Genomic DNA, 17,454 nt, shown 5'->3' with positions numbered 1-17,454 from the left:
TCCTTAAGCGTATAGCTGTTCTAAGCGGGTGTGTGCACGAACAATTGCGGCTTCAACTTGTTTAGGTGAAGTTCCACCAATATGGTCACGTGCATTCACTGAAGCTTCTAAAGTCAAAGCTTTGTCAAATACATCTGCTTCAATCAGATCAGAGAATTGTTGTAACTGTTCAAGAGAAAGCTCAGACAAATCTTTTTCTTCTGCTACGCCAAGAGCAACTGCTTTACCAACAATTTCATGCGCATCACGGAAAGCAACCCCTTTTTTAACAAGGTAATCTGCAAGGTCAGTTGCTGTAGAGAAGCCACGTAAAGCCGCTTCACGCATAACTTCAATATTTGGTACCAGTGCTGGAACCATGTCTGCAAAAGCCATAAGTGAGCCACGAACGGTATCAATGGCATCAAATAATGGTTCTTTGTCTTCTTGGTTATCTTTGTTGTATGCCAATGGTTGACCTTTCATTAAGGTCAATAAGCTAATCAAGTCGCCAAAAACACGACCTGACTTGCCACGAACTAATTCAGGAACATCTGGGTTTTTCTTCTGGGGCATGATTGAAGAACCGGTACAGAAGCGATCAGGAATATTCACAAACTTGAACTGAGCTGAAGTCCATAGAATTAGTTCTTCAGACATACGTGATAAGTGCATCATGATCAAAGATGCTGCGGCATTAAATTCAATCGCAAAATCACGATCTGAGACTGCATCCAGAGAGTTTTCTGAAACTGCTTCAAAACCTAATAACTCAGCGGTATAGGCACGATCAATCGGGTAGGTTGTACCAGCTAAGGCTGCTGAGCCGAGTGGCATACGATTGACACGTTTACGGCAGTCTTGTAAACGTTCGGTGTCACGAACAAGCATTTCAAACCAAGCTAATAAGTGATGACCAAACGTCACAGGTTGAGCAGTTTGTAAATGAGTAAAGCCAGGCATGATAGTATGCGTATTTTGACTTGCTAAACTCAGTAAACCTTTTTGTAAGCGAAGTAATAAGCCTAAAATGTCATCAATTTCATCACGTAGATATAAACGAATATCTGTTGCGACTTGGTCATTACGACTGCGACCTGTATGAAGTTTTTTACCTGTGATGCCAATACGTTGAGTCAGACGAGACTCAATGTTCATGTGGACATCTTCTAAATCAATACGCCATTCAAAATTTCCAGCTTCGATTTCTGCTTTAATCGTGCTTAAACCTTGAATAATGTCATCACGTTCAGCTTCAGTGAGTACACCAACTTTCGCTAACATGGTTGCATGAGCAATAGAGCCTGCAATATCTTGTTTATAAAAACGTTGGTCAAATTGCACAGATGCTGTAAATTCTGCAACAAATGCATCCGTTGCTTCTGAGAAGCGACCGCCCCACATACCAGAGGTTTGATTAGGGCTTGCTGAAGATGAGGATTGAGAAGATGTGGTCATGGCGGCTCAGTAAAATAAAAAAGAGTATAGCAAATCCAAACGCAGATGCCGAAACTCGACGCAAGAAGTTATCGCAATCTCGTCAGATGAATTCATCAGGCACGTATTTTTTTACGAAAATTGGTCAATGGCAACACTTATTAGAACTAATTGTTGCAAGTAATGTATTGGCAATGGTTTTAGCATTGGCGGAAGCTCGCTCTTGGCATGCTTTGGAAGGTATTCGCGTTTTACAATACACCTTTTTTATTAATTGGGTGATTTTATCTTTTTCCGCATTTGTCGATTATTTTCAGGATTTCTTTACTAAGTTAAGTCAAAAGGTTGCTTTGACTTTGGGTTTTGTTGTCCTGCAAATCATTGTGTTGCTTACAACTTGCGCTGTGAATATCATTCAGTTTTGGGCAGCTCGATCTACTGGTTTTTCCGAAGATGTCTTATTTCATGGCGTAAGTTTGCATTTGGGGTATGGTATTTTATTGGGAGCTTTTTGCTTACGTTATTTATATATGCGTGAGCAATGGTTGCGTCAGCAGTACAGTGAGTTAAATGCGCGTATTCAAGCGATGCAAGCAAGGATTCATCCACATTTTTTATTTAATAGTTTAAATAGTGTGGTGAGTTTGATTTCAATAGATCCAGATAAAGCTGAAAATATGTTGATCAGTCTTTCTCGATTGTTTCGGGCCAGTTTTCAGGAGTTGAAACTGGTAAGTTTGGAGGAAGAAATTGATCTGTGTAAGCAATATCTCAGTATTGAGAAAATGCGTTTAGGTGACCGATTAACCGTAGAATGGAATATTCAAGCGACACCAATTGAGTTAAAACGAGCGACTATTCCATTATTAACGTTGCAACCTTTGTTAGAGAATAGTATTTTTCATGGGGTGGAAAAAGTTTTACAAGCTTCAACGATTAGCGTATTGGTTGAAATATTGCAAAATCAAGTCACTATAGTCATTACTAACCCCTATTCTCACGATAAAATAAAATCCAGAACAGGGAATGGTATTGCAATAGAAAATGTTGAACAGCGCTTGAAGGCTTATTATGGGCCAGCTGTGAAGTTTCAAGTGTATGGGGGAGTGTCGTTATATACGACTGTGGTGAGTTACCACGATCGAGTAAAATAATAAGTCCAGTTAACCATAAAAAATATGGATGATGTTAACGGTGACAAGGAGGAGAGGATGAAAGTTCTGATTGCTGATGATGAACCTCTCGCAGTAGAGCGTTTATCACGTTTAGTGACCCAGATGGGGCATGAAGTGATTGCGACAGCACATCATGGGCAAGATGTGTTAGATCATATTGAAAATGATTCACCAGATGTTGTTTTATTAGATATTCAAATGCCAGGGATGAATGGATTAGAGTGCGCTGAGCAATTGAGTCACTTGAACCCACGTCCTGCTATTATTTTTTGTACGGCATACGATCAACATGCATTGGAAGCATTCAAATTTCAAGCCCAAGGATATTTACTCAAACCTGTAGCCCAACAAGATTTACAGCAGGTTTTTGATAATTTAACTCAACTTACCCAAGCTCAAATGACGGGTTTAAAACAACAAGATCATATGTACGATACTAAAACTCAACGTCACCAAATTGCTGCGAAAACTTATCGTGGGGTCGAACTTATCCCTGTAGAAAATATTTATTATTTTTTGGCGGATCAGAAGTATGTCACCGTGCGCCATAAAAATGGCAGTGTATTGATAGACGAAACATTAAAAGATTTAGAGCATGAGTTTGCTGACCGCTTTATTAGAATCCATCGTAATGCGCTTGTTTCACTAGATTATTTAGAAGGTCTAGAGCTGGTTGCTGCTGGACAATACCAAGTTCGATTACGTGAACTTGAGGAGCGCTTGTCGGTGAGTCGCCGTCATTTACCAAGTCTAAGAGAGTGTATGCATCAACTATAATTTGTTGAAGCTAAGCTTGTTATGATCACTTTTTGCTTTTTTTACTTGCATTTTTAAATGATCAAGTTAAGTTTGGAGCAATTGCTTTGATCAATACTTAACTTAGATTTATGAAAACTCTAAAAATTGCAACTCGACAAAGTCCTCTTGCACTTTGGCAAGCTGAGCATATTCGTGCTCGTTTAAATGAACTTTATCCTGATTTAACGGTTGAATTGGTTAAGTTTGTAACCCAAGGTGATAAGATTTTAGATACGCCTTTGGCAAAAATTGGTGGTAAAGGATTATTTGTAAAAGAGCTGGAAGCAGCACTACTGGATGGGCGTGCTGATTTAGCTGTACATTCAATGAAAGATGTTCCGATGCATTTACCTGAAGGTTTAACACTTGCAGTGATCTGTGAACGCGAAGATCCTCTAGATGCTTTTGTATCGAATCAATATGCTCATTTTGATGAGTTACCACATGGTGCGAAAGTAGGGACCTCAAGTCTACGCCGTAAATGTCAGATACTTCAGCAACGTCCTGATTTAGAAATTATTGATCTACGTGGTAATGTCGGTACGAGGTTATCTAAACTCGATGATGGGCTGTATGATGCGATCATTTTAGCGAGCGCAGGTTTAAAACGCTTAGGTTTGGCAGAGAGGATTCGCCATTGCCTCGCACCTACATTGAGTTTGCCTGCAGTAGGGCAAGGTGCTTTGGGTTTGGAATGTCGCGCAGATGATCAAGAATTACTGGAATTAATCTCTCCTCTTCAACATGAAGTAACTTCAATTTGTGTACGTGCAGAACGTGCTTTTAATGCCTATCTTGAAGGTGGATGCCAAGTTCCGATCGCTGGTTATGCGACAATTACTCAAAATCAACTTCATATCGAAGGTCGAGTCGGTAGTGTGGATGGAAAGACGCTATTAAAAGAACAATTGTCAGGAGCATTGGATGAGGGAGAGCGATTGGGTGTGGTTTTAGCCGAAAAACTATTGGCACAGGGTGCAGGTGAGCTACTGAAAGCTTTATATTAAAATGTTATTCATCAATACGCGCCCTGAAGATCGAGCACATTCATTAAATCAAGCTCTGATTCAAGAGGGGATACAGGTTGAATCCTTGCCCTTACTTGAGTTGGTTGCTGAGCCATTTACAGCAGATTTGATGCAGTTGTATGATCAACTCAAGGCTTCGCAAGTGATCGTTGTGGTTAGTCCAACTGCTGTTGAGATTGGTATGCTGTATCTCAAGAATAGTGGGATTGATTTAGATCAACTTAAACATATTCAATGGATCGCGGTTGGGCAAGCCACAGCAGCAGCGCTAAAAACCTTTGGGATTGATAGTCTTGTTCCTGATGTGGAAAGTTCAGAAGGGATGTTGCAGCTACCGATACTTAGAGAACGTGTTGACTTAAATACAGTCGCCTTTTGGCGTGGGCATGGCGGACGTCAATTTATGATGCAACATTTGCAACAAACAGGCGTTAATATTCTCAACTTTATCCTTTATCGTCGCCAATGCCCTGAACTAAGTTTGACTAAATTTCCTAAACTCGTATCTCAATTGGTAGCACAACAACCAGTTTTTGTGTTGATTAGTAGTGAAGCAAGTTGGAGAAACTGGCAAAAGCTCACCGCACAGATTAGCAAAGAGTTGGATTGTATTTATTTAGTACTTGGTGAGCGTTTAGCTCAGGTATTGTGTCAAACGCAAAATCAAGTAGATTCTATGTTGAAATATATTCAGTTAGAAACATTAGCACCATTAGAAATTATTCATTCTATTCAAGGCTGGCAAGGACAATCATGAGAAAAATTGCTTATTTCATATTGGTTCTGGGTTTGGTGTGGTTGGCGAAACTCAGTTATGACGTTGCGCAATATTCTCAAACAATTCCTCAGCTTCAACAGCAGTTGGTTGAATCACAGCAACAATACTCTTTGTTAAATGACCAATTAGTCGGTTTACAACGACAACTGCAAGACAAAAACACCTCAAATACCAATAATAAACTTGTAACTACACCGATAACGATTGATGGTATTGCTCCCGCCGTTGTAATCAAGCAAAAACTACAATTAGTGCAGTTTGCTGTAGATCAGCAACAATTTATTTTTGCGCTAGAACAGTTGAATCAGTTGCAACAACAAATGGCTCAACATCAAGTTTCACCAGCATTGCAGCATGGTCTTATCAAAGCGATTGAACAAGATAAGCAAAACATTCAACAATATGTATTGCTGCAAACTCAGCAGCGTCAGCAGTTTGATACGTTGTTGCAGTATTTAGATCATCAGCTTCAGCAAGAAATGCAGAAACCCGATATTCGACTGCAGAAAAACAGTGAACGTTCATGGTGGCAATGGTTCAAATTTGAAAAGGTGCAACGTACTCCACCAGACTTAATCCAACGAAGTATTTTACTAAAAGAGGCTCAATTAAGATTATTACTTGCAGAGCAAGCATTACATTTAAATCAAGCCACTGAATATCGTAAGTCAATGCAAGAAGTTATGCTACTTTTAGAGGATTTGCCAGATCGTAGTAGTCAGCAAATGAAACTACGTGTGGAGAAAATGCTTAATCTTCCCGTCGTTCCTGCTCCGAAACTAACGACTCTCGGTTTGCTAGGGTAGTCCGATATGAAGCATTTATTGAAGATATATTTCCTTGCAATCCTTAGCTTATTCGCTATTTTTTCAGTCTTTAGCTATGGTTACGGTAGTGGTTACGCTTATATCTATTGGCGGGATTGGCAGTTTCAAAGTAGCTTTTGGGGATTAGTAACCTGCTTTATCCTTGTTAGCTTCATCGCTCAGGCAGGATGGTTATTAGCAAAAAGATATCTCGCACAACAGCAAAGACAGAAAGATACAATTCTTCGATTTAAAGATTTACATCCTTATGAGCAGCTTGGCATCGTTTGGTTATTAGATGCTGCCAAAGATCAGCAAGTGTTCATTGAGCGAGTTTTCACACAGTCAGGTTTACTGAGTAATATCGTTGATGCTCAATTTGATTATCGCAATGGTGATTATGAAACGGCATTGATGAATCTAGAAAAGTCAGCCCCTATGGCTTTTGAACTTGCTGAATTGCTTAGAGTGGATATTTTTCTAGAGCGACAAGAAACAGAAAAAGCACTTACACATTTGGAATTTCTCGCACAACATCAACTATCCCCTTGGCTAAGCGAAATTGAAACGGCATATCAGCAAAAAATAACCAGTTTGTGGGGTAAATTGGCCTTACAAAAGCCATGGGTGTTTTTACAAAGTACTCAACATGGGCTGCTAGATGCAGAACATCGTGATCTTTGGTTGCAGCAATTATTAATTCAATTTGATCAAGCTACTGTCGATGATTTAGGTGCACTTCAACAACGTTACATGATGCTGCATTCAGAAATAAAAGCACGGCCGTATACCAGTAAAGTACTTTGGTTAAAATTATTGGCTCGAATGCCTGAAATGAGTGTTCAGCACGAGGAGCTTGCCTTACATCTATTGCAAGAGCATTTTGATCCTGAAGTATTTTATTTGTGGTTTCAACAACAGCTACTTAAGCAAATTCCTGATTATGCTTATGTTGAACAACGAATTATGGAGTTGGAACAAAAATATACCAGCGTTCCAATGCTGGCTTTTGCAAAATGGCATATATTTATGGCGACAGATCGCCAGACTGATGCAGCACAATTGTTGGATTTATATCCTGATAATATTTTAATGAGTTATTTAAGGATTAAATCCACCTTGGGTGATGATTCTGATTTAATCAGACAGTTGAATTTAATCTTTGAAAATGATGTTAATTTTCTTAACTTTAAGATATGAGTGAAATAATGAAAGAGCTGTCTGTCTATCCAGTAATTCTTGAGCAAGCTGTTGCATGGGGGGATATGGATGCTTTTGGACATGTAAATAATGTTCAATATTATCGATATATTGAAAGTGCACGAATTGCTTATTTAATGAAATTAAACATATTCGATGAGGATATATTGACGGTTGTTGCTTCGAGTCAATGTAAATATTTAAGCCCAGTATTTTATCCTGATGTGCTGCATATTGGTGCAAGAATTGAAGAGTTAAGAAATAGTGCGTTTAGAATGCATTATGTTTTATGGAGTCGTGATCAAGCTCAAGTGGTTGCAACTGGTGAGGCCGTCATGGTGTGTGTTGGCAAACATGATTCAAAGAAAATTAATATACCTACCGAGATTCGTAATCGTATTATAACGTTGGAATCAAGTGTTGGACATCATATTGAATAATATGTAAAGACAGTTATGTATAATTTTATCTAAGTCATATTTATTGAGTTGTATCGAGGTGCAATTCAATAAATTTTTTAAAATAAAGCTTACTTATAAATCTAGATTAAGTTTATTTTAAGGTGGGTTTTGAATTGATATTTTAAGAAATAATAACAATAAAATATGAAGTTAAAAGAATGGTAAAATGTGCTGTAATATTTGATGTGAACAAAGTTTCTTTGTTTTATTGTAAATAATAGCTGATTTAAGTGAATGCTGTGATTAAGTTGACTATTTTAATATTGATTATCTAATTACATATAAATTAATATTGAGTTGAATTTTTAATTCATTTTATTTTTTGAGTGATATATTTCCCTTTTGAGTTGGAGTGGTTCTAATGAAACCAGATATTAGTGATTTATCTGTTGAAGATCTCAAGCGTTTGCAAGCTGAAGCTGAAGCTTTAATTGCAAGCAAAAAAGATCAAGCAATTGAAGATGCTTATAATCAAATTATTGCGATTGCTGAAAACGTTGGATACAGCGTTGAAGAGCTTTTGGAGCTTGGTGAGCAAAAACGTAAGAAAACAACCCGTAAAGCTGTTGAGCCGCGTTACCGTAATAAAAATAATGCAGAAGAAACTTGGACAGGTCGCGGTAAGCAGCCACGTTGGTTAGTTGCAGAATTAGAGAAAGGTGCAAAACTTGAAGATTTCTTAATCTAAGTCAAGTTTTAAAGTCATCGTATTGTCATAAGGTGATTTTATTCTTTATTAAAAAGCCAGGCTTAAAAAGCTTGGTTTTTTTATATGAGAGAATTGGCGATGTTGAAAAAGTATGCATAATGTCAATCAGAGGGCGAGTGTCTCGACAAGGATGATATTTTGCGTGTTGGTAAGGGTGGAATGAAGAAAAAAACAAAACAATGGAGATGGTGGATTTTCGCCGTTTTTGCATTCTTAATTTTTATTATTTTACAAATTCCAGCAACATGGTTAATTGCTAAGTTTTCTAAAGATAATCAAATATTACATAATGTTAGTGGCAATATCTGGCAGGGACAGGCGGATTGGCAGCGTGGTCAACTGCGAGGAACTGTCCATTGGAAAACTAGACCTCTAGATTTATTGTTATTACGTGTTGGTGCAAATCTCGATATACACAGTGGAAATACCCAATTTAATGGTGTTTTTGGTTATGGATTTGGTAAAAAAATCATGATCAAGAATCTTCAAGGTGAAGTTTCACCTGAAACCTTAAAGTATTTTGCAAATTGGCAGTGGCCTGAGAACGCGATTCAATTAAAAGATGTTCAGTTAAATTATCAAAAAGAAAAAGGATTTAGTGCTGCGGAAGGGCAGCTAAACTGGGGTGGTGGTGAATTGAATTATACATTCGGTCAACGTCAAGATCGTATGAATATGCCTTCATTAATGGCTGAAATAAAAGATGAAAATGGTCAGCTACAAGTAGATGTACGTGATCAGCGTAGTCAAAAAATGGCAAATCTAAGTCTAGACCCTAGTTTGATGCTTGATGTGCAATTGACGCAACGAATGCTTTTGAATATTCCATCATATGAAGGAAAAGCTGGTTTAGACACTTACGTGATTAGCTCACGTCAACCACTCATGCAGGGTGGCTTCTGATGAAACAATTTGCTCAAAAGATTCAACAATTGAGATGGCAGAAATTAGACAAGCTAGGTGCGTTGGTGTTGGTAATATTAGTGCTATGGCTATGTTGGAAGTTGGCTTCTTTATTTTGGTTTGTTGTCGCACCGCCGCAGCCGATGCAGTTTGATCGAGTTGAGTTGGGTTCGCAGCAAGCTCAAGTACCCAACATTAGTTCGTTTGCATTATTTAACGAACCCGCAGCAGTTTCTGCTCAAGATAATGTTAATTTAGAGTTGCAGGGTGTTTTGCTAGGTTATCCAAGTTATTTATCCTCTGCTGTCATTAAACTCAATGATGTTGCTGAACGTTATCGTGTCGGTGAGACGATTGGCTCAACGTCCTACCAACTTGCAGAGGTTTATTGGGATCATGTGATTCTTAGGCAAGGAAATGGTGCTACACGAGAAGTTAAATTCAAAGGTCTAGAAAACGGCTTATATCAACCGATAGCACCCGTTTTAAATGAAAGTATGAATAATCAGCCAACTCAAATGCAGCCCCAAGCACCTTCTCAAAGTTCTCCGCAATCTGCTTTAGGTCAAGCGATACAGCAGATGCAAGATAACCGAGAGCAGTATTTAAAAAATATGGGTGTGACTGGCGGCGGTTCAGATGGTTATGAAATCTCTGATCGAACACCATCGAACTTGAAAAACACATTAGGTTTGCGTTCAGGTGATCGTATTCTGTCGATTAATGGTCAAACTGTTGGGCAAGGGCTAAGCGAAGTACAATTATTAGAGCAAGTACGTCGTGAAGGGCATGCCAAAATAGAAATAAAACGTGGTGATCAAGTGATGACCATACAACAAAGTTTTTAGTGATAACACGTCACCACATAAGTTAGGAATAAGTGCAGGTTATGGCTTTTTTAAATCATCAACGTCCGCTTTGGGCATTACTTGCCGCAGCACCTTTAGCCGCGTCAATCAGTACCCATGTGCAAGCACAAACATGGAAGATCAATTTACGTGATGCGGACTTAACAGCATTTATTAATGAAGTTGCAGATATTACGGGGAAAAACTTTGCGGTTGATCCTCGTGTACGTGGTAACGTCACGGTGATTTCAAATAAGCCTTTAAATAAAGATGAGGTTTATGACCTATTTTTAGGTGTTTTGAATGTTAACGGTGTTGTGGCTTTACCATCGGGAAATACTGTAAAACTTGTTCCTGATAGCAATGTGAAAAATTCTGGTATCCCATATGATTCACGCAGTCGTGCGGGTGGAGACCAAATCGTTACACGTGTGATTTGGCTGCAAAATACCAACCCTAATGATTTGATTCCTGCACTTCGTCCTCTGATGCCACAATTCGCGCATTTAGCTGCTGTAGCAGGAACAAATGCGCTGATTGTTTCTGATCGTGCCGCAAATATTTATCAGTTAGAAAATATTGTGCGTAATCTTGATGGCACAGGCCAGAATGATATTGAAGCGATTAGTTTGCAATCAAGCCAAGCAGAAGAAATTATTGGTTTGCTAGAAACGATGAGTGCAACAGGCGCATCTAAAGATTTTATTGGCTCACGTGTACGCATTATTGCGGATAATCGGACTAATCGCATTTTGATTAAGGGTGATCCTGATTCGCGTAAACGTTTACGTCAAATGATCGAAATGTTGGATGTGCCTTCGGCAGATCGTTTGGGCGGTTTGAAGGTTTTTCGTTTGAAATACGCCAGTGCAAAAAACTTAGCTGAAATTTTGCAAGGCTTGGTCACTGGTCAATCAGTTTCATCGTCTTCAGCATCAAATAATGCAGGCTCATCAAATAACCCAATCAATAACCTTGTTTCAAACAATCAAAGCTCAAATTCAACATCTGGATCATCTTCCTCGATTTCCACGCCTTCAATTAATTTGAATAGCGGCTCAAATAATCAAAATGCAGGTGTTTCAAGCTTTAATGGAAATGGTGTTAGCATTATTGCGGACAGTACGCAGAATGCATTGGTAGTTAAAGCGGATCCTCAGTTAATGCGTGAAATTGAGGCCGCGATCCAGCAATTAGATATACGTCGTCAACAGGTGCTGATCGAAGCGGCAATTATTGAAGTTGCTGGTGATGATGCAGATCAATTGGGTGTTCAGTGGGCATTGGGTGATATAAGTAGTGGTATTGGATTAATAAACTTTACCAATGTTGGATCTAGTTTATCAAAACTAGCTGCTGGATATTTGACAGGTGGAGCGGCTGGTTTGGGTTCTGCAATTGGGGCTGGTTCTTCGATTGTAGTGGGTGACTATAAAGAAGGTGCGAATGGTTCACGTAAGCTTTATGGTGCATTGATTCAGGCGCTAAAAAGTAATACGAAATCCAATCTTCTTTCTACACCATCTATTGTGACGATGGATAATGAAGAAGCCTATATTGTTGTGGGTCAAAATGTGCCATTCGTAACAGGTTCTGTGACGACTAATAGTACAGGTGTGAATCCATACACCACTGTTGAACGTAAGGATGTGGGTGTAACGCTAAAAGTTGTACCGCATATTGGTGAAGGTGGTTCTGTTCGGTTAGAGGTTGAGCAAGAAGTCTCTGCTGTACAGGAAAGTCGCGGTCAAGCAACTGATTTGGTGACCAGTAAGCGTGCCATCAAAACTTCGGTTTTAGCTGATCATGGTCAAACGGTTGTTCTGGGCGGTTTGATTTCCGACAATTCAATCCATTCGAGACAAGGATTGCCTGTCTTAGGCGATATTCCTTATCTTGGGCGATTATTCCGTGCAGACAGTAAAACCAATGAAAAACGTAATCTCTTGGTTTTCATTCACCCAACGATTGTTGGTGATTCGGATGATGTGCGTCGAATTTCTCAACAACGTTACAATCAGCTTTATAGCTTGCAGCTAGCTATGGATAAAAATGGTAATTTTGCTAAGTTACCTGAAAATGTGGCTGATATTTATCGTCAACAACCGTTAAATACTACGTCACCGTATCAAAAGGTTCCAACAGCAACACAAAATCAAAGTAGTGTCGTAACTACACCTGTAGCGACTATGGAACCTCAGGTACAACAGCAATCTATTCAGCTGCCAGCAAAATCGACTGAGCGTAGTAAGAATACAGTGACAACTACGACGATTCGTTCGGCATCTTCACAGTAGATGCACAGAAGACCTTATGTCACAATGTTAAAATTGAGAGAAATTTTATAAGGATATGCATCTATGACTTGGAAACTACAAGCCATTACGGGTGAATTTACGGGGCAAGAGATTAGCGTAGAGCGTGATATGTTAGTTGGTCGTCATCAAGATGCTGACCTTTTGTTGCAATCTGCTGATATTTCTCGTCGACATGCTGCCTTGTTGTTGAAAGATCATCAGCTTTGGGTTCAAGATTTGAATTCTTCAAATGGCACATTTATCAATGATTTGAAAATTGAACAAGAAACAGAGTTGCATGATGGGGATATTTTGCAATTTGCGAGCTTTATGTTTTCTGTACTTGCACCTGTTGATGCTGAATTGCCTGAAATTGAAGCAGAGCCAGTGCCATCAACATCACACGACCAAGGTATGCTGAGTATAGCTGAACGTGCTGTCGAAACTCCAATTAGTCGTGATGGAATGCCGCAGCAAGTTGCGATTCCAAAGCCTGCGCCGATACCACAAGGTGTTGATGTGCAGTTGACTTTAGAGCAACAACCTATTCCATTTGAAGAGCCTGTATCACGAGTGGCACAAGAAGTTGAGCAACAGAAAAATGCATCTGTAGGTTTGATTTCAATTATCGTGCTGATCATTTTGGCTGTGATTGCTTGGCTGTTCTTTAAATAATTACGCGAAGCTTTTACAATCAGGGCATACCATGAGCGTATGCCTTTTTTATGTCGAGTAAATTTATGCTAATTGCACAGTTAGAGCGTCGTAGCCTTATTCTCTTTGATCTCGATGGAACACTTGTTGATTCTGCAGCAGATTTGTACCGTGCGATGAATCTCAGTTTGGAAAAACTAGGATTTCCATTAGTCACGGAAGTGCAGATTCGAGCTTGGGTTGGAAAAGGCGCTGCAAAGTTGTGTGAAACGGTGCTTGATCATTTATTTGGAGATGCTAATCCAGAGCAACTCAATCATTTACTTGATACATTTGTTGAAATTTATGCGCAGGAATTATGTGTCGACACGAAAGTATATGCAGGGGTGCTGGAATTTTTACAGCATTGTCAAACACATCAAATTACGATGGCATGTGTAACCAATAAGCCTGAACACTTGGCTCGAGGTATTCTCGATGTTTTGGGATTGAGTGCTTATTTTAAAATGGTAATTGGTGGTGATAGCTTGGCTGAGCGAAAACCACATCCATTGCCATTGTTACATTGTATGCAGCAGCAAAATGCTCTGGCTTCTGAAACCTTGATGATTGGCGATTCAAGTAATGATGTTGAAGCGGCAAGACGTGCAGGTATAGATTGTATTGTGGTCAGCTATGGCTATAATCATGGAGAAAGTATCTATGACTGCCAACCACAACAAGTGATAGATAGTTTGGCAGAATTGGTAGATGAAGATCAGGTGAGGAGAAGGGCATGAAAATGAGTATGGTTTTTCGATGGCGGGATTAAAGCAGCATTAAAACTAAACGCAGATTAAATCGAAACCATAGAGAATATTCATGACGACCTTAGTACAATTCGAACAGTTAAAATCTTTAGGCTACAACACTATTCCTGTATACCGTCAACGTTTAGCGGATACAGAAACTCCGCTTTCTGTTTTCGCGCGCTTCAAAGAACACAAACAAGCATATTTGTTTGAGTCTGTTGAAGGTGGGGAGAACTGGGCGCGTTATTCCATGATTGGGTTGGGAGAGTCGACAGTTTTTTCTTGCAATGCAGGAATCTTGACTATTCAACAGTTGGATGGTTCTGTTATTCAACAAGAATGTAGTGATCCATTCCAATATATACGTGATTTTCAAAAACAATTTAAAGTGCCGACTCAAAATGAGTTACCTGATTTACCAAGCTTTACTGGCGGTTTAGTTGGTTATCTTGGTTATGATGCAGTGCGTTATATTGAACCTAAACTTAAAAATGTACCAATAGCCGACCCTGTGTCTTTACCCGATTTATGGTTAATGCTATCTAAAACAGTTATTGTTTTTGATAATTTGAAAGATACGTTATTTTTGATTCATCATGCTGATGTGAATCAAGAAAATGCCTATCAACAAGCACAACAAAAATTAGATCAACTTGAGCAGTTGCTCGCTACGCCTGTCAGCTTACAAGCGAAACCTCATACTTCGCCACATTTCGAATCCATTACGGGTAAAGAGAAGTTTTTAGAAACCGTTGAGAAAGTAAAAGAGTATATCCGTGCAGGCGATGTGATGCAGGTTGTGCCTGGTCAACGTATGGTTTCTGATTTTGATGGTGAAGCATTGCAGGTTTATCGTGCACTCCGTCATTTAAACCCTTCACCTTATTTATTCTTGGTACAAGGACAAACACTGACAGATCAGAAGCCTTTTCATATTGTTGGTTCATCTCCTGAGATTTTGTCTCGTTTGGAGAATGGTATCGCAACAGTACGTCCTTTAGCAGGCACTCGACCACGTGGAAAAACTAAAGAAGAAGATTTGGCTTTAGAGCAAGATTTATTGGCTGATGAAAAAGAAATTGCAGAACATTTAATGCTGATTGATCTTGGACGAAATGATGTTGGTCGGGTTTCAAAGATTGGTAAGGTTCAAGTCACTGATCGTATGGTGATTGAGCGCTACTCACATGTGATGCATATCGTGTCAAATGTACAGGGTGAGGTTCGAGATGATGTCGATGCGCTTGATGTATTTAAAGCGACATTCCCTGCGGGCACACTTTCAGGTGCACCTAAAATTCGTGCAATGGAAATCATTGATGAAGTAGAACCAGTTAAGCGTGGTGTATTTGGTGGTGCTGTTGGATATTTGGGTTGGCATGGTGAAATGGACATGTCGATCGCGATTCGTACCTGTGTGATTCGTGATAAAAAAGTATATGTGCAAGCTGGAGCAGGGCTTGTTGCAGACTCAAATCCAGAATCAGAATGGAATGAAACCCAAATAAAAGCTCGTGCAGTGATCAAAGCGGTTGAATTATCATCAAATGGTTTGATTTTATGAGTTTTTCGCAGTTTTTATAAAAAAACTGCTTGCATAGCCTGAGAGTTTTGCTAAACTGCACACCGTTCCGATACGAAACGTACGAAACACTAAGAAACGCCGGCATAGCTCAGTTGGTAGAGCAACTGACTTGTAATCAGTAGGTCCACAGTTCGAATCCGTGTGCCGGCACCATCTTAATGTAGTAGAGTGTTAGAGTGAAGAACAGCACTGTGTAAGTGTGATATGGTGAGATTCCCGAGCGGCCAAAGGGGGCAGACTGTAACTCTGTTGCGAAAGCTTCGAAGGTTCGAATCCTTCTCTCACCACCATCTAGCTTCGATTGAAGTGGTTAAGTACCAACGCGCGGGAGTAACTCAGTTGGTAGAGTGGCAGCCTTCCAAGCTGCATGTCGCGAGTTCGATCCTCGTCTCCCGCTCCATCGAAGAGATCGCTCTTATAGCTCAGTGGTAGAGCACTCCCTTGGTAAGGGAGAGGTCTCGAGTTCAAATCTCGATAAGAGCTCCAGATATACAACTTGGTAGAATTTCTATAAAGATTTAAAAAGAAGCAGGCTATTATAGTCTGCTTTTCAAGTATTAGGTGTCTAGTTTTTTAGGCGAATGTCGATAAAGAAAGTTTTTCAGGGTTGTTTTTCTCTAAACTGGTGTCGACGTAAACGAGGAAAATCAAATGGCTAAGGCTAAGTTTGAACGTAATAAACCACACGTAAACGTGGGTACAATTGGTCACGTTGACCATGGTAAAACAACTTTAACTGCTGCGATTGCAACAATTTGTGCAAAAACTTACGGCGGTGAAGCGAAAGATTACTCACAAATCGACTCTGCTCCTGAAGAAAAAGCACGTGGTATTACAATTAATACATCACACGTAGAATACGATTCTCCAATCCGTCACTACGCTCACGTAGATTGCCCGGGCCACGCCGATTATGTTAAAAACATGATTACTGGTGCTGCTCAGATGGACGGCGCGATCCTTGTATGTGCTGCGACTGATGGTCCAATGCCACAAACTCGTGAACACATCCTTCTTTCTCGTCAGGTTGGTGTACCTTACATCATCGTATTCTTAAACAAGTGTGACCTTGTTGATGATGAAGAATTACTTGAATTAGTAGAAATGGAAGTTCGTGAACTTCTTTCTACTTATGACTTCCCAGGTGATGACACTCCAATCATCCGTGGTTCAGCTCTTCAAGCATTAAACGGTAACGACGGTCCTTACGGCGAAGCTTCTGTTCTTGCACTTGTAGAAGCGCTTGACTCTTACATCCCAGAACCAGAGCGTGCAATCGATAAAGCATTCTTGATGCCAATCGAAGACGTATTCTCTATCTCTGGTCGTGGTACAGTAGTAACTGGTCGTGTAGAAGCTGGTATCATCAAAGTTGGTGAGTCTGTTGAAATCGTTGGTATCCGTGATACTCAAACGACTACAGTTACTGGCGTTGAAATGTTCCGTAAACTTCTTGACGAAGGTCGTGCGGGTGAGAACTGTGGTATCTTACTTCGTGGTACTAAGCGTGAAGACGTACAACGTGGTCAAGTACTTGCTAAACCAGGTACAATCAAGCCGCACACTAAATTCGATGCAGAAGTATACGTACTTTCTAAAGAAGAAGGTGGTCGTCATACTCCATTCCTTAACGGTTACCGTCCACAGTTCTACTTCCGTACAACTGACGTAACTGGCGCGATCAAATTACAAGATGGCGTAGAAATGGTAATGCCTGGTGACAACGTAGAAATGTCAGTAGAGTTAATCCACCCGATCGCAATGGACCCAGGTCTACGTTTTGCGATCCGTGAAGGTGGTCGTACTGTAGGTGCTGGTGTTGTTGCTAAAGTAACTGCATAAGCCCAATACTGTGTTACACTCAAATCGGAAGCTTCGGCTTTCGATTTGCTTAATAGGTCAGTAGTTCAATTGGTAGAGCGTCGGTCTCCAAAACCGAATGTTGGGGGTTCGAGTCCCTCCTGGCCTGCCACTTTTTTTAAATAAAAAAGCTTGATTCTGGCTA

At 39.9% G+C, this 17,454-nt stretch carries 16 protein-coding genes and 5 tRNA genes; 20 read left to right on the top strand and 1 reads right to left on the bottom strand.

What is annotated here, in order from left to right:
• Nucleotides 1-3: 3 nt before the first annotated feature.
• A complete protein-coding gene (gene argH / locus Q9Q86_RS11240; RefSeq protein ID WP_004957372.1) occupies nucleotides 4-1,437 on the bottom strand; it encodes an argininosuccinate lyase in 1,434 nt (477 codons plus the stop codon).
• Here argH and Q9Q86_RS11235 point away from each other — a divergent pair.
• The 20 genes from Q9Q86_RS11235 to Q9Q86_RS11140 all read left to right on the top strand — a co-directional run bounded on the left by Q9Q86_RS11235 (nucleotide 1,428) and on the right by Q9Q86_RS11140 (nucleotide 17,421).
• Complete coding sequence (locus Q9Q86_RS11235; RefSeq protein WP_005403540.1) at nucleotides 1,428-2,570, top strand: sensor histidine kinase; 1,143 nt, start codon at nucleotides 1,428-1,430, stop codon at nucleotides 2,568-2,570. The genes argH and Q9Q86_RS11235 overlap by 10 nt on opposite strands.
• A gap of 57 nt (nucleotides 2,571-2,627) precedes the next feature.
• The gene (locus Q9Q86_RS11230; protein WP_004916982.1) at nucleotides 2,628-3,368 is read left to right on the top strand and encodes a LytTR family DNA-binding domain-containing protein; all 741 of its coding nucleotides are present in this window, start codon (nucleotides 2,628-2,630) and stop codon (nucleotides 3,366-3,368) included.
• Nucleotides 3,369-3,478: 110 nt separating this feature from the next.
• Nucleotides 3,479-4,396 (top strand): hydroxymethylbilane synthase, encoded by a 918-nt coding sequence (hemC, locus tag Q9Q86_RS11225; protein WP_004916978.1) that lies wholly within the window; start codon nucleotides 3,479-3,481, stop codon nucleotides 4,394-4,396.
• Nucleotide 4,397: 1 nt separating this feature from the next.
• A complete protein-coding gene (locus Q9Q86_RS11220; protein WP_005403542.1) occupies nucleotides 4,398-5,174 on the top strand; it encodes a uroporphyrinogen-III synthase in 777 nt (258 codons plus the stop codon).
• The gene (locus Q9Q86_RS11215) at nucleotides 5,171-6,001 is read left to right on the top strand and encodes a hypothetical protein (RefSeq protein ID WP_112986663.1); all 831 of its coding nucleotides are present in this window, start codon (nucleotides 5,171-5,173) and stop codon (nucleotides 5,999-6,001) included. The genes Q9Q86_RS11220 and Q9Q86_RS11215 overlap by 4 nt, the downstream gene beginning before the upstream one ends.
• 6 nt (nucleotides 6,002-6,007) lie before the next feature.
• Nucleotides 6,008-7,201, top strand: a complete 1,194-nt coding sequence (locus Q9Q86_RS11210) for a hypothetical protein (protein WP_004916972.1) — start codon at nucleotides 6,008-6,010, stop codon at nucleotides 7,199-7,201.
• Between the two features lie 8 nt (nucleotides 7,202-7,209).
• Nucleotides 7,210-7,641 (top strand): thioesterase family protein, encoded by a 432-nt coding sequence (locus Q9Q86_RS11205; protein ID WP_004958542.1) that lies wholly within the window; start codon nucleotides 7,210-7,212, stop codon nucleotides 7,639-7,641.
• A 382-nt stretch (nucleotides 7,642-8,023) separates the two neighbouring features.
• Nucleotides 8,024-8,350: an H-NS family nucleoid-associated regulatory protein gene (locus Q9Q86_RS11200; RefSeq protein ID WP_004958548.1), complete on the top strand. Its 327-nt coding sequence runs from the start codon at nucleotides 8,024-8,026 to the stop codon at nucleotides 8,348-8,350.
• Nucleotides 8,351-8,530: 180 nt separating this feature from the next.
• Nucleotides 8,531-9,274: a type II secretion system protein N gene (gene gspN, locus Q9Q86_RS11195; protein ID WP_005403545.1), complete on the top strand. Its 744-nt coding sequence runs from the start codon at nucleotides 8,531-8,533 to the stop codon at nucleotides 9,272-9,274.
• Nucleotides 9,274-10,122: a type II secretion system protein N gene (locus Q9Q86_RS11190; protein WP_004957388.1), complete on the top strand. Its 849-nt coding sequence runs from the start codon at nucleotides 9,274-9,276 to the stop codon at nucleotides 10,120-10,122. The genes gspN and Q9Q86_RS11190 overlap by 1 nt, the downstream gene beginning before the upstream one ends.
• 41 nt (nucleotides 10,123-10,163) lie before the next feature.
• On the top strand, nucleotides 10,164-12,419 hold the full coding sequence (gspD, locus tag Q9Q86_RS11185; RefSeq protein WP_004916953.1) for a type II secretion system secretin GspD: 2,256 nt from the start codon (nucleotides 10,164-10,166) through the stop codon (nucleotides 12,417-12,419).
• A gap of 63 nt (nucleotides 12,420-12,482) precedes the next feature.
• Nucleotides 12,483-13,094: an FHA domain-containing protein gene (locus tag Q9Q86_RS11180; protein ID WP_112986662.1), complete on the top strand. Its 612-nt coding sequence runs from the start codon at nucleotides 12,483-12,485 to the stop codon at nucleotides 13,092-13,094.
• 65 nt (nucleotides 13,095-13,159) lie between these two features.
• Entirely contained in the window at nucleotides 13,160-13,852 is a 693-nt protein-coding gene (locus tag Q9Q86_RS11175; RefSeq protein ID WP_112986661.1) for a phosphoglycolate phosphatase, read from the top strand.
• 82 nt (nucleotides 13,853-13,934) lie between these two features.
• Nucleotides 13,935-15,428, top strand: a complete 1,494-nt coding sequence (gene trpE, locus Q9Q86_RS11170; protein ID WP_112986660.1) for an anthranilate synthase component I — start codon at nucleotides 13,935-13,937, stop codon at nucleotides 15,426-15,428.
• Between the two features lie 98 nt (nucleotides 15,429-15,526).
• Nucleotides 15,527-15,602 (top strand) — tRNA-Thr (locus Q9Q86_RS11165).
• A gap of 53 nt (nucleotides 15,603-15,655) precedes the next feature.
• A tRNA-Tyr gene (locus Q9Q86_RS11160) sits at nucleotides 15,656-15,739 on the top strand.
• 34 nt (nucleotides 15,740-15,773) lie between these two features.
• Nucleotides 15,774-15,849 (top strand) — tRNA-Gly (locus tag Q9Q86_RS11155).
• Between the two features lie 11 nt (nucleotides 15,850-15,860).
• A tRNA-Thr gene (locus Q9Q86_RS11150) sits at nucleotides 15,861-15,935 on the top strand.
• Nucleotides 15,936-16,100: 165 nt separating this feature from the next.
• Nucleotides 16,101-17,291: an elongation factor Tu gene (gene tuf, locus Q9Q86_RS11145; RefSeq protein ID WP_004913952.1), complete on the top strand. Its 1,191-nt coding sequence runs from the start codon at nucleotides 16,101-16,103 to the stop codon at nucleotides 17,289-17,291.
• 54 nt (nucleotides 17,292-17,345) lie between these two features.
• Nucleotides 17,346-17,421 (top strand) — tRNA-Trp (locus Q9Q86_RS11140).
• The last annotated feature ends 33 nt before the right edge of the window (nucleotides 17,422-17,454 follow it).

The sequence above is a fragment of the Acinetobacter sp. A22 genome, assembly GCF_030913345.1.
Taxonomy (GTDB): Bacteria; Pseudomonadota; Gammaproteobacteria; order Pseudomonadales; family Moraxellaceae; genus Acinetobacter; species Acinetobacter junii.
Note: the sequence above shows the minus strand (reverse complement) of the source record. Positions and strands in the feature narration are given on the sequence as shown.